The organism is Actinoplanes sp. NPDC051494 (assembly GCF_044454705.1).
Lineage (GTDB): Bacteria > Actinomycetota > Actinomycetes > Mycobacteriales > Micromonosporaceae > Actinoplanes.
Genome location: NZ_JBITDZ010000005.1, coordinates 300,387 through 313,140, shown reverse-complemented (window position 1 = coordinate 313,140; position 12,754 = coordinate 300,387). Strand labels below are relative to the sequence as shown.

Here is a 12,754-nt window from a genome sequence, read left to right as displayed (position 1 = left end):
CGCGATGAGCGACGAGGAATTCGACTACGTGATCGTCGGCGGTGGCACCGCGGGATCGGTGCTCGCCCGCCGGCTGAGCGAGGACCCCGCGGTACGGGTCCTGGTGCTCGAGGCCGGGGGCGACTTCGTGCCCGCCGCCGTGGACCAGGCCCCGCTGTGGTTCACATTGCTCGGCAGCCAGGTCGACTGGGGCTACGAGACGGTGCCGCAGCCCGGGCTCAACGGCCGCAAGGTCTACGAGCCGCGGGGCAAGCTGCCCGGCGGCAGCAGCAACCTCTACATCATGATGCACATCCAGGGGCACCGGTCCGACTTCGACAACTGGGCCTACCAGGGTGCGGCGGGCTGGTCGTACGCCGACCTCGCGCCGTACTTCGCCAAGCTGGAGACGGCACAGACGGTCACCGACGCCGGCGAGCACGACCCCAACCCGCTGTCGCGGGTGTTCATCGAGGCCTGCGAGGAGCTCGGGCACGCCCGGGTGCCCGACTTCAACGGCCCGGAGATGATCGGTACGGGCTGGCACCACATCGACGTCGAGAACGGCAAGCGGCAGGGCGCCCTGCAGTCGTACCTGGAACCCGCCCTGTCCCGGCCCAACCTGACGCTGCGCACCGACGCCCGCGCGCTGAACCTGGTGTTCGAGGGTGACCGCTGCACCGGCGTGCGATACCTGCAGCAGGCCCCGGCGGAGATCCCGGGGCCCGGCCGGCGGCTGCCGGGCGTCTCGCGGGCCGAACCCGGCGTGCACACCGTGCGCGCGAGCGCGGAGACCGTCGTCTGCCTCGGTGCCATCGAGTCACCGAAGCTGCTGCTGCTCTCCGGGCTCGGGCACGGCGACGACCTGCGCCGCTTCCGGGTGCCGGTGGTGGCCGATCTGCCGGGCGTGGGGGAGAACTTCCACAACCACGTGCTCACCGGCCTCATCGCCGAGACCGCCGACCCGGTGGTGGCCGGCACCCAGAACCTGTCCGAGTCGGCGCTGTTCGCGCTGTCGCAGCCCGGCATGATCGCCCCGGACCTGCAGCTCGCGTTCGTGCACGTGCCGTTCGACATCATCGTCGGCCAGCAGCACCCCAACGCGGTCTCGATCCTGCCCGGCGTGGTCCGGCCGAACTCGCGCGGCACGATCAAGCTCGCGAGCACCGACCCGCTGACCGCACCGCTGATCGACCCGAACTACCTCGGGGACCGCTCCGACGTCGACCGGATGGTCGAGGGATTCAAGATGGCGCGCGACATCTTCGCGTCGTCGGCGTTCAAGGAACACCTGCGCGGCGAGCTCTCGCCGGGCAAGGACGTGCGCACGGACCGCGAGATCGAGGACTTCGTGCGCGCCAAGGCCGACTGCTACCACCACCAGGCGGGCTCCTGCCGGATGGGGATCGACGACCTCGCCGTGGTCGACCCCCAGCTGCGGGTCCGCGGCGTGCGCGGGGTCCGGGTGGTGGACGCGAGCGTCATGCCCGCGGTGCCCTCGGGCAACTGCCACACCGCCATCGTGGCGATCGCGGAGAAGGCGGCCGAGCTGATCACGGAGGCACGACATGGCTGACGTCACGCTGCGCGAGGGCCCGCTCTCCGGCACGAAGATCGCCGTCCTGGTGGAGAGCGACTTCTTCGAGCCCGAGATCCACTACTACCAGCGCCGGTTCGCCGAGGAGGGCGCGGAGGTCCACTTCCTCACCCGCCTCTGGGGGCAGAACGAGATCACGTTCCTCGGGCACGAGTGGCGGGCGCCGTTCGCCGCGCACGAGAGCCTGGAGAACGTCAGCGACGAACAGTTGCGTTCGTACGCCGCGGTGATCGTGCCCTCCGGCATGGTCTCCGACCGGTTGCGCTTCACCGAGGACGTCAACCAGCTCGCGCCGGCGGCCGACTTCATGCGCCGCGCGTTCGCCGAGCCCGGCATCCTCAAGGGCGTCATCTGCCACGGGTTCTGGCTGCTCGCCTCGATCCCGGAGACGATCCGCGGCCGCAAGGTGGTCTGCCACAACAACCTCGTCGGCGACGTGCGCAACATGGGCGCCGAGTACGTCGACGCCGACGTGGTCGTCGACGGCGCCGACCTGGTGACCGGGCGCACCGGCATGCACGCCCACCTGTTCGCCCGGCAGATCATCGACCTGCTGGCGGACCGCCGGGTGCCGGCGTGAGCGCCGGGATGCGCTGGTCGCACGTGGCGCTCAACTGCCGCGACGTGACCACGACGGAGAAGTTCTACCAGGAGTGGTTCGGCTTCCACCGGGCCCGCTCGGTGGCGCTGGGGGACGCCGAGATCGTGTTCCTGCGCCGCGGCGACGCCTACCTGGAGCTGTTCGGGGCCGGGGACGGGGCCGAGGCCACCGGCACCGCGGACGGCCCGAAAGAACCCGGCACCGTACGGCACCTGGCGTTCCAGACCGACGACCTGGACAGCTTCCTGGACCGGGCGGCGGCGTTGCCGGTGTCGCTGGGACCGCTGAGTTTCGACGACTTCCTGCCCGGCTGGCGCAGCGTCTGGTTCACCGATCCGGACGGCGTGGTCGTGGAGGTCAGCCAGGGGTTCCGCGACGACGAGTCGCTCCCGGTCTGACCGCGGCGGCCCGGCCCCTTCCCCCGGGGGCCGGGCCTTGCCGTGTGCCCGGGTCCGCAGACGCGAGAAGGGGCAGACGCGAGAAGGGGCGGTGCCGCCGTGGCGGCACCGCCCCTGTCAGGGCCGGGTCAGGACTCGTACGGCCGGTCGACGAACGCGGCGGTCTGGCGCTTGACCAGGCCGTCCTCGAAGTAGATCGTCCCCACGGCCCAGACCAGCTTGCCGCCCAGCCGCTCACTGGCCTGGTACATCAGCACGTCGTCGGTGATCTTCACCCCGGCGACGTCGCCGACCTCGGGGTTCTCCTTCAGGTACCCGTCGAACATCTCCTTGATCGCCTGCCGGCCGTACGCGACGAAGTCGAAACGCACGAAGACGGCGTCCTCCGCGTAGCGCAGCGACAGTGTCGCGGTGTCGCCGGCCTCGAGCAGCTGCACCTGGGTGCTGAGGAAGTCCGCCGCGATGGCGGTGCCGTTGTCAGTGGTCATTTCCGGGCTCCTGTTCCTGGGGTGAAAGAAATGCGCATGGAACCGCATCAGCCAATGTTTCAACGATAACGGCGCGATGCCGCCGGTTGACTGCTGCCGACCGCGATCGGACCGCATATCGTCAGGTACCGGCCCGGTCTGCCCGGAAAACCGCAGGTCATTTCGGTGATTCGATGCATGGTCAATTACCTGAACTATGCGCCGGTACTACGTGGGTTTGCGACTTGACGCAGGAGACGGTGACGGGAATATGCTTCTGGTAAGCCACTAGGCGACCGGCCGACGGGTCGGAAAGCTATTCTTCCTGGCCGCTGAATGCGGCGAAAGGACGTGCGAAATGGCAAGGATCCTCATCCTGCTGACAAAGTCGGCCAAACTCGGGCTGCTGGACGGGCAGGACCACCCGTCAGGCTTCTGGGCCGAGGAGTTCGTCGTTCCCTACGAGAAGTTCGTCGCGGCGGGGCACACCGTGGACCTCGCGACGATCGGTGGCACGGCGCCCACCCCCGACCAGGGCAGCCTGACCCCGAGGACGATCGGCTACACCCGGCCGGTCGGCTCACCCGACCACGACGAGGCGAACGCGGCGCACTACAAGGAAGTGATCGACACGCTCGAGCTGCTGCGCAAGCCGGCGAACCTCGACGAGCTGGAACGCGACGACATCGCCGGTTACGACGGCGTCTACATCAGCGGCGGCCACGGCGCGATGGACGACCTGCCCAACGACCCGCACGTCACCCGGGTGGTGAGCTGGGTCCTCGAGCTCGACAAGCCGCTCGCGGTGGTCTGTCACGGCCAGTCCGCACTGCTCGGGCTGCGCGACGGGCACAGCCGCTGGCCGCTCGAGGGATACCGGATGACCGCGTTCTCGCACGACGAGGAAATGGTCACCGACATGGCCGGGAAACTGCCTTTCGTGCTGCAGGTGGAGCTGGAGCGGCTGGGTTCGAAGTATGAGAAGTCACCCGACATCTGGGGCTCCTGCGTGGTCGAGGACCGTAAACTCATCACCGGACAGAATCCCTACTCGTCGACGGCGCTGGCGGAGAGGTTCCTCACCCGGCTCAGCTGATCCGCGAGGGTCCGGCGGGTAGCCAGAACATGGCTACCCGCTTCGTTGCGCCTCCAGCGCCGGCGATTACCGGATCGGAGTTTTCCATGATCGTCGAGTACATCCGTTACCGCACCTCCGGCACCGACGGCGACAACCTGATCGAGGCCTATGAAAAGGCCGCGGAACCGTTGCTGGCCTCGGGACACTGCCTGTCCTACGAGGTGAGCAGGTGCGTGGAGGAGCCGGCGGTGCTGGTCGTGCGGATCGAGTGGGACTCCGCCCAGGGGCACCTCGAGGGCTTCCGCAAGGGCCCGGAGTTCCCGGCGTTCTTCGCGCTGGTCCGCCCGTTCGTGCAGGCGATCGAGGAGATGCGCCACTACGAGGTGCAGACCGTCCGCGCGGCCTCCTGAGCAGACGGCGAAGCCCCCGGCCTCTCGCAGGCCGGGGGCTTCGTCACGCGTACGCTCAGACCGGGTCTGTTGCCTTCTCGCCGGTGGCCTGGGCGGGGATCTCGCCGCCGGCGGCCTTGGCGCCGCGCATCGACAGCTGGTCGAAGCAGTAGTAGAGCGCGATCACCAGGTGGGCCAGCAGCGTCGCCAGGCCGCTGACGAACGACAGGCCCACCGTGGCGAGATAGATGAGGATGCCGAGGCCGAACCGCCGCGACGTGCCGCGGGCGGCCTCGAGGTCGACGTGGTCGTGCAGCAGGTTGGGGCGGCTGATCACCCAGCGCCACAACGCGATGTAGCACAGCGACATCGCCACCATCAGCCCGCTGTACAGCGCCGCGGCGATGTGCGAGCTGTCCTCCTCGGTCAGGTGCTCGGCGAACAGCGCGGTCGGGAACGGGATCGCCGCCACGACGAGCATGAGCAGCAGGTTGAGGAACAGCACCCCGCGGTCGACCCGGGCGATGAGCGAGAACATCGCGTGGTGGTTGACCCACATGATGCCGATCGTCAGGAAACTGACCACGTAGGCCAGGTAGGACGGCCAGTGGTGCAGCAGGGCCTCGCCGAGCGGCTTGCCGGCCTCGCTCGCCGGCAGCTTGAGGTCCAGCGCCAGCAGGGTGATGGCGATCGCCAGGATCGCATCGGTGAACGCCTCCAGACGCCCTTTTTCGCTCACCGTGGTCTTCTCCTTGCAGATGTGGTGGTCACAGTGGTTTTCCCTCGTCGATCCAGCGGCTGAACACGGCCACCCGGGTGGCCGGCCAGGTGGAGTCGCACGGCATGGTGCCCTCGTTGACGCGATGCAGGATCGCCTCGGCGTGGGTGCTGACGTCCGCGTGCTGCCAGAGGTCGAACGCCCACTTCATCGAGTTGCGGTCCTGGGCGCGGAACAGCTGCTTGATGTGCCGGTCGAAGGAGAGCGGCTCGCCCGGCCCCGGCAGCACGACGGCGTCCTCCTCCTCGACGACCGGGGCCAGTGCCGAGATCCGGGCCGACGGGGTCGCGTCGCACACCCACCACCAGCGGGGCACCTTCATGCCCTCCGGCGGGCGGGCGTCGGCCTGGCTGTTCTCGACCGCGATGCGGGTGCCCCACTCGAGGTACGCGGTGAACGCCGCCCGGAACTCGGCGTCGTTGGGCAGCCCCGCGTCATCGGCGGCCTGCCCCATCAGCGCCGCCCACCGCCGGCGCTGCGGCTCGCTCAGCCGCTTGCCGATGTGCTCGGAGATCATGTGGGTGTAGCCGCCGTACCTCTCGGTGTAGTGCGACGGGCCGCCGAAGACCTCCGCCAGCCAGGTCGCCACCCGCTCCGGGTGGTCCGGCCGCATGTCGGCGAACAACCGGGTCAGCAACTCGTCCTGCGGGACGTACTTGCCGTAGAAGATCCGGGTCATCCGGCGCAGCGCGGGCAGGCCGCCGGCCCACTCGAACAGCGTCGGGTCCTCGTCCTTGGACAGCACCGGGTCGTGGAAGTCGGCGTACCAGTGCATGCCGCTGCAGAACGGCTTGTTCTGCGACTTACCGCACCGGCAGAGGCTGTAGTGCTCGAAGGACGCGCCCTCGTTGCGGGCGACCGGTGTGCCGTCGCGCTCGGTGAGCGGGATCGCGCCGGTCACCCGGTAGGGCCCGTCCTGGGAGACCTCGATGTTCGGCGGGCGCACCTGGTCGACGACGTCGCGGCTCTCCTCGTCGTTGTTCAGCGCCATGCTCAGCGCCCCGGACGGGCAGGCCCGGACCGCGTTGGTGATCTCGTCGAGGCGCCCGCCGCTGGGCAGCACGAACGGTTCCTCGCCGAGCCGGAAGACGCTGGACAGCCGGTCGGTGCAGAAGCCCGAGTGCGCGCAGGTGCCGCGGTTGTCGAGGATGGTGACCTGCAGCCCCGGGTACGACTCGCGGTGGTCCGGCACCCGGGACGGCTCCTTGCCGTCGGTGAAGCCGGTGCGCGCGTGCGCGCCGTCGCAGAACGGCTTCGACCCCGACGCGCCGCAGCGGCAGAGCGCGAGCTGCGGTGGCTCCGGCTCGTCCACGCCGAGCCAGTCGGTCAGCTCGTCCACGTTGGTGACCAGGTAGGGGCCGTTGGCGGAGGGTTCGATGGCGGTGGGCGCACCGGACTGCATCCGGCGCAGCTCGCGGATCCGGTCGGCGCGGGTGAGCGGGCCGTTCTCCGGCGCGAGCCGGCAGGCCAGCGCCTGCAGCCCGGCGATCACCTCGATCATCTCGGCCGGGCCGCCCGGCTCCGGCCGCATGCCGGTGGCGAGCACGGCCAGGTGCCACAGCGTCTCGTCGACGGGCGTCTCGGTGAGCGGGGCCTCGGCGCGCCGGTAGCGGTGGGTGCTGTTCCCGGTCGGCGGCTCCGGCAGCGCGAGCACCTCGCTGAGCGGGCGCAGCACGGAGTGGATCATGCGATCCGTCACGGCGGCGAGCTCGGCGGTGCCGTCCGCGGCCGGGTCGGCGTAGGCGAGCCGGCTCAGCAGCACCTGGGTGAGCTCCCAGGTGTCGGTGGCCAGGTGGCCCAGCGCGGTGTCCGGTCGCGCGGGTGGGCGGGGCGCCCGGGCCGGGTCGAAGGCGGTGCCGTCCGGGCTGGACAGGACGGCGTGGAACTCCCCGTCGACGATGGAGACCGGCGAGTCGGTGCTGTCCGGGCCGGCGAGGAGCCCGAATGCGCCGGAATCCTTTTCCCCCGCCTTTTCAAGATCGACTTCGGACTCGCCCGCGAGCAGGTTATCGAGTAATGCGACGGTGAACTCGTCGGCCGGCGGTTCCCAGAAAATTAACGCGTCCGACACAATGGTGCCGGTGGATGCCGAGAGCCGCCGGTAATAGTTCACCATGTGCTGCACCGCGGCGGCCCGCAGCTGGGCCTTCCACCCCCGCACCACGCTCAGCTGCCCGGTGGTGAGGCTGGTCCCGGCTGTGGTGCTGCGCAGCATGGCGGCAGCGGTCCAGCAGGTCAGCGACGCTTTGGCGACCTCGCTCAGATCCCGTTCCACGGTGTCCCCGGTCATTGTCATCCCCCGTAGGTGGAGATGGTCCCCGCGGGTTGCGGGGGCACGCAGCAAAAATGTCTTCTGTGGATCGAATAGCACCGCGACACTAGCAGATTGCCGGAGAATGGCGACGTCGTGCGAACGACGCCGCGAGGAAATGGCCGTGCTCTTTCCAGGTGTCGGGAACACGACAATCCCGGCCTCCGCCGGACGGTCCGGAGGCCAGTGGGATCGCGCTGTTCAGGATCGCCCGGAGATCACCCGTCCGATACCCGGCGTGGGCTGCGTCACGGTCCGCACCGGACCGTCCGGGACCGTCCGGTGGATCGCCCCGCGCACCGTGTGCAGCGGCTGGGCACTGCCACCCCGGACCGCCGCGATCAGCTCCGCCCCGATGCTCACCGCGGTCTCGGCCGAGTCCGTCGCGCCCAGGTCGAGCCCGATCGGGGCGGCCATCCGGTCCAGCACCGCCGGATCGGCGCCCTCGGCGAGCAGGTCGCGGCGCAGCTGCTCCTGCGACCGCCGCGAGCCCATCACCCCCAGGTAGGCCAGCGGCAGGTGCAGCGCGACGAGCAGGGCCGGCACCGCCGTACGCGCCTCGTGGGTGAGGACGCAGACCGCGTCGCGGGGCCCCAGCCGGCCGGCGTCCGCCTCGGCGCGCAGGTAGTCGTCGGGCCAGCCGACCACCACCTCGTGCGCGCCGGGGAAGCGTTTCGCGGTGGCGAACAACGGGCGCGGGTCGCAGACCGTCACGTGGCGGCCCATGAACCGGCCCAGCTCGGCCAGCGCCGCCGCGCCGTGCGCGCTGCCCAGGACCACGAGCCGCGGGCTCGGTGCCCACGACGCGATGAAGAAGTCCCGCCCGTCGACCGTCACCGTCGCGGAGGTCTCCGTGCGCAGCAGTTCACCCGCCCGCCGGGCCAGCGCGATCCGCAGCGCCCCGGGGATCCGCCCCCCGACGACGCCGTCCGCGGTGACCAGCAGGTGCCGGCCCAGCAGCTCGTCGGGCGCGCCGACACAGGTCACGACCGACACGGGTACCCGCTCCGCGACGGTGGCGGCCAGCAGCGGCAGCTCCGGGAAGGTCGTGCTGTTGACGCGTTCCACGAACACGTCGAGGCGCCCGCCGCAGGGACGCGACACCGCGAACACGTCGTCGGGGTTCGCGTCGAACGTGCCCGTCCGGGGCCGCCCGTCCGCGGCGGTCTCGCGGGCCAGGTCGTACACGGCCGACTCCACGCACCCGCCGGAGATGCCGCCGACCGCCGACGCGTCCGGGCCCACCGCCATCGCCGACCCGATCGGGCGCGGCGAGCCACCGCTGGTCCGGACCACCGTGGCCAGCGCGGCGGCACCGTCGCCGCCGCGCCACCAGCCGAGCAGGTCGTCGAGGACCTCACGCATCACGGGCCCCGGCACGCGCGAGCGCCCGGCCGGCCAGCACCCGGGTCAGATGCGCCCGGTACGCGGCCGAGGCCACGTCGTCGTCACGGAACCGCGCGTCCGGGCCGACGTCGTCGACCGTGCTGCCGGGGGCCGCCGGGGCGGTCTCGGCCTCGAGCAGGCGCCGGGGCCACGGGGTCGCCCCGGTCACCGCGACCCGGGCCCGGTCACCGGCCAGGGCCACCGCCACCCCGGCGACCGGGCTCAGCGTCGCGCGGTCGGTGGTGCGCTCGTACGCCGTGCGCAGTCCCGCCTCGGGCGCCGGCACCTCGACCGCCACGATGATCTCCGCCTCGGTGAGCAGCGGACCGTCCGGGGTGTAGAAGTCGGCCAGGCTCACCGTGCGCCGCCCGGTCCGGCCGGCCACCTGCAACCGGCCACCGAGCACCAGCAGCACGGCGGCGAGATCCGACGCCGAGTACCGGTCGGCCAGCGAGCCGCCCACCGTGGCCCGGTTGCGGATCTGGGTGTCCGCGATGGCGGTGGCCGCCGCGAACAGCGCCCGGTACGCCGGCGCCGGATCGGCCAGGAACAGGGCCAGCTCGGTCAGCGTCGCCGCGGCACCGATGCGCAGGCCGCCGTCGCCCACCGGGCGGATCCCGCCCAGCTCCGGGATGCGGCCCAGATCGACCAGCGCGGCCGGGGCGATGCGGCCGAGCTTCATCGCGGTGAGGACCCCCTGGCCACCGGCGAGGGCGCGGGCGCCGGCCGGGGCGAGCGCGGCCACGGCGTCCTCGACCGTGGCCGGGACCTGGTAGGCGAACTCGGTCAGGATCATCGCTGTGCCCCCTCGGTGGTGGCCGCCCCGGTCATCGCGCGCCACACCGTCTCCGGGGTCAGCGGCATGTCGAGGTGGGTGATGCCGAAACCGGCCAGCGCGTCGCAGACCGCGTTCGTGACGGCCGCCGCGACCGGGACGGTGGCGGCCTCGCCGGCGCCCTTCGCGCCGAGCGGGTTGTGCTGGGTGGGCGTCTCGGTGCGGTCCAGCTCGAAGAACGGGACGTCGTACGCCCGGGGGATCGCGTACTTGTGCAGGTTGTCGGTGAGCAGCGCACCCGTCTCGTCGTAGCGGGCGACCTCCATCAGCGCCTGGCCCACGCCGTGCACGATGCTGCCCTCGATCTGACCGTCCACCACGAGCGGGTTGCCGACGTTGCCGACGTCGTTCACCGCGATGTAGCGGACCAGGTCCACCGCCCCGGTGATCTCGTCCACCTCGACGATCGCGACGTGGGCGCCGTACGGATAGTTGAAGTCGTCCGGGTCGAACACCGACGTCTCGTCGATCGCGGGTTCCATGCCCTTGGGCAGGTCCCAGCCGTACCAGATGGCCATCGAGAGGTCGGCGAACGTCTTGGCGTTGGCCTCGTCGCCCGGCACGAACGCCTTGCCGCCCTCCCAGATCACGTCCTCGACCGGCACCTTCAGCAGGTGGGCGGTGACGGCGCGCATCTTGTCGGTGACCTTGCGGGCGGCGAGCCGGACCGCCGGGCCGCCGACGCTGAAACTGCGGCTGCCGTACGTGCCCTGCCCGTACGGCGCCCGGAACGTGTCCGAGTGCAGCACCTGCACGGTGCCCAGGTCGACGCCGAACTCGTCCGCGACGATCTGGCCGAACGTGGTCTCGTGACTCTGCCCGGTGGTGGTGACGCCGATGGTGAGGGTGGTCTCGCCGTCCGGGTGCACCCGCACGTTCGCGCTCTCCCACGAACCGCCGAGCATGCCCTCCTTGGCGATCCGGGGCGACGGGCCGACCCCGCAGATGGCGACGAAGGACGCGATGCCGTACCCGAGCAGTTTGCCGCGCTCGCGGGCCGCCGCCTTGACCGACTCGCGATCGGCGTAGCCGGCCTTGTCGAGGGCCATCTCGAGGACCTCGCGGTAGTCGCCGGAGTCGTAGAGCCAGCCCATCTTGTTGTCGAACGGCTGCTGCTCCGGCTTGATCATGTTGAGCCGCCGCACGTCGGCCGGGTCCATCCCGACGGTCGCGGCGAACCGGTCGACGAGCCGTTCGATGAGGAACGTGGCCTCGGCCCGGCCGGAACCGCGCTGGGCGCCGAGCGGCACCGTGTTGGTGAACGTCGCGTAGACCTCGCAGAACGCGTGCGCGATGTCGTAGGTGCCGGTGATGCTGCGGCCCATCAGGGCGGTGGCCACACCGGGACCGATCGTCGACGGGTACGCGCCCAGGTTCGCGTAGCTCGTGCAGCGCAGCGCCGTGATCTTCCCGTCCGGGGTGCCGGCGATGGTCGCGTACTGGCGGTGGTCGCGGCCCTGGACCGTCGAGCGCATCAGCCCGTAACGGTCGTCGGTCCACTTGACCGGCCGGCCGACCTCCTTGGCCAGGAAGAGCACCAGCGGCATGTCGGGGTACAGGTAACCCTTCGTGCCGAAGCTCCCGCCGATCTCCGGGGAGATGATCCGCAGTTTGGTGAACGGGATGCCGAGCACCAGGTTGGCGAGCAGGAAGCGGTGGTTGTGCGGGGACTGGCTGGTCGCCGTCAGCGTGTAGTCACCGGTCCTCGCGTCGTACTCGCCGAGCGCCCCGCGCGGCTCCAGCGGGCTGTTGATGGTCCGCCGGTTGTGCAGCTCCAGCTCGACCCGGACCGGGGCGTCGGCGATGGCCTTGTCGGTCCCGGTGGCGTCACCGCAGGTCCAGAGCGCGTTCAGGTTCCCGGGTACGGCGTCGTGCAGCTGGGGTGCCCCCTCGGCGAGCGCCGTCTCGGGGGTGACCACGGCGGTCAGGACCTCGTAGTCGACCCGGATCGCACGGGCCGCCTCGGCCGCCTGCGCCTTGGTCTCGGCGACGATCGCGGCGACCGGGTCCCCGACGAAACGCACCCGGTCGGTGGCCAGCGCGGTGCCGGCGCCGGGCAGGCCGTACGGGTGCGGGGGGAAGTGGCTCTCCACGCCGCCCGGCACCCAGATGCACGGCAGCGGCATCATGTGGCCCTCGAGGTCCGCACCGGTGATGATCTTCAGGACGCCGGGCATGGCCAGCGCGGCGGTGGTGTCGATGGCGTTGATCCGCGCGTGCCCGTGCTCGCTGCGCAACAGCTCCATGTGGACCATGCCGGGCCGGACCAGGTCCGCCGTGTAGTCGCGTTCGCCGCGCAGCAGCGCGGGATCCTCGCGGGGCTTCACCGAGGCCCCGAAGACGTGCTCACTCATGCGCCGGCGCCCCGTCCTGGCCCGCGACCGACAGGACGGCCCGGACCACGCTCTGGTATCCGGTGCAGCGGCAGAGGTTGCCGGCCAGACCGCACCGGACCTTCTCCTCGGTGAGCACCTTCTCGTCGTCGAGCAGCTGCTGCAGCGACAGCACCATGCCCGGGGTGCAGAAGCCGCACTGCACGCCGTGCTCGTCCCACATCGCCTGCTGCAGGTCGGTGAGCCCGGTCGCCGGGTTGGCACCCTCGATCGTGGTGACCTCGGCGCCGTCGGCCTGCACCGCCAGCAGCGCGCAGGACTTGATCGCCCGGCCGTTCATCAGGACGGTGCAACTGCCGCACTGGCCGGTGTCGCACCCGACCTTCGCCCCGGTCAGACCGAGGCCCTCGCGGAGATGGTCGACGAGCAGGGTCCGAGGTTCGACCTCGGACTCCACCACTCGTTCGTTCACGGACAAGGAGATGCGCATTCCCGGACCCCCACATCAGGCACATGCTCGGATGAAGACTGTGTGTAGCGACGCTAGGTGAGCGGTTGTCGACTCCGAGTCGTGCCGGCGTCCTTCGTGGAGGTCCGGGCAA

The 12,754-nt window shown here is 70.9% G+C and carries 12 protein-coding genes; 5 read left to right on the top strand and 7 right to left on the bottom strand.

Annotation, left to right across the window (positions count from 1 at the left end):
- Positions 1-4: 4 nt before the first annotated feature.
- Genes ACIA6A_RS20570 through ACIA6A_RS20560 form a run of 3 tightly spaced genes read left to right on the top strand, consistent with a single transcriptional unit; the run spans position 5 to position 2,575 of the window.
- On the top strand, positions 5-1,555 hold the full coding sequence (locus ACIA6A_RS20570) for a GMC family oxidoreductase (RefSeq protein ID WP_396099321.1): 1,551 nt from the start codon (positions 5-7) through the stop codon (positions 1,553-1,555).
- Complete coding sequence (locus tag ACIA6A_RS20565) at positions 1,548-2,156, top strand: DJ-1/PfpI family protein (RefSeq protein ID WP_396099320.1); 609 nt, start codon at positions 1,548-1,550, stop codon at positions 2,154-2,156. The genes ACIA6A_RS20570 and ACIA6A_RS20565 overlap by 8 nt, the downstream gene beginning before the upstream one ends.
- Positions 2,153-2,575 (top strand): VOC family protein, encoded by a 423-nt coding sequence (locus ACIA6A_RS20560; protein ID WP_396099319.1) that lies wholly within the window; start codon positions 2,153-2,155, stop codon positions 2,573-2,575. The genes ACIA6A_RS20565 and ACIA6A_RS20560 overlap by 4 nt, the downstream gene beginning before the upstream one ends.
- 128 nt (positions 2,576-2,703) lie before the next feature.
- On the opposite strand, the gene ACIA6A_RS20555 is transcribed toward ACIA6A_RS20560, so the two are convergent.
- Positions 2,704-3,063 (bottom strand): hypothetical protein, encoded by a 360-nt coding sequence (locus ACIA6A_RS20555; RefSeq protein ID WP_396099318.1) that lies wholly within the window; start codon positions 3,061-3,063, stop codon positions 2,704-2,706.
- Positions 3,064-3,400: 337 nt separating this feature from the next.
- On the opposite strand from ACIA6A_RS20555, the gene ACIA6A_RS20550 reads away from it, so the two are divergent.
- Positions 3,401-4,138, top strand: coding sequence for a type 1 glutamine amidotransferase domain-containing protein (locus ACIA6A_RS20550; protein ID WP_396099317.1), 738 nt, complete (start codon positions 3,401-3,403; stop codon positions 4,136-4,138).
- A gap of 86 nt (positions 4,139-4,224) precedes the next feature.
- Complete coding sequence (locus tag ACIA6A_RS20545; protein ID WP_396099316.1) at positions 4,225-4,530, top strand: putative quinol monooxygenase; 306 nt, start codon at positions 4,225-4,227, stop codon at positions 4,528-4,530.
- Between the two features lie 55 nt (positions 4,531-4,585).
- Here ACIA6A_RS20545 and ACIA6A_RS20540 read toward each other — a convergent pair whose 3' ends face one another.
- From ACIA6A_RS20540 to ACIA6A_RS20515, 6 genes are all read right to left on the bottom strand, one after another.
- Positions 4,586-5,248 (bottom strand): TMEM175 family protein, encoded by a 663-nt coding sequence (locus tag ACIA6A_RS20540; protein ID WP_396099315.1) that lies wholly within the window; start codon positions 5,246-5,248, stop codon positions 4,586-4,588.
- A gap of 28 nt (positions 5,249-5,276) precedes the next feature.
- Positions 5,277-7,577 carry a CDGSH iron-sulfur domain-containing protein gene (locus ACIA6A_RS20535; RefSeq protein WP_396099314.1) on the bottom strand — a complete coding sequence of 767 codons (2,301 nt, stop codon included), beginning with the start codon at positions 7,575-7,577 and terminating at the stop codon, positions 5,277-5,279.
- A 222-nt stretch (positions 7,578-7,799) separates the two neighbouring features.
- Positions 7,800-8,963 (bottom strand): XdhC family protein, encoded by a 1,164-nt coding sequence (locus tag ACIA6A_RS20530; RefSeq protein WP_396099313.1) that lies wholly within the window; start codon positions 8,961-8,963, stop codon positions 7,800-7,802.
- On the bottom strand, positions 8,956-9,780 hold the full coding sequence (locus tag ACIA6A_RS20525; protein ID WP_396099311.1) for an FAD binding domain-containing protein: 825 nt from the start codon (positions 9,778-9,780) through the stop codon (positions 8,956-8,958). The genes ACIA6A_RS20530 and ACIA6A_RS20525 overlap by 8 nt, the downstream gene beginning before the upstream one ends.
- Positions 9,777-12,173, bottom strand: a complete 2,397-nt coding sequence (locus ACIA6A_RS20520; protein ID WP_396099310.1) for a xanthine dehydrogenase family protein molybdopterin-binding subunit — start codon at positions 12,171-12,173, stop codon at positions 9,777-9,779. Before ACIA6A_RS20520 ends, ACIA6A_RS20525 begins: the two co-directional genes overlap by 4 nt.
- Entirely contained in the window at positions 12,166-12,624 is a 459-nt protein-coding gene (locus ACIA6A_RS20515) for a (2Fe-2S)-binding protein (protein WP_396099309.1), read from the bottom strand. The genes ACIA6A_RS20520 and ACIA6A_RS20515 overlap by 8 nt, the downstream gene beginning before the upstream one ends.
- Between the last annotated feature and the right edge of the window lie 130 nt (positions 12,625-12,754).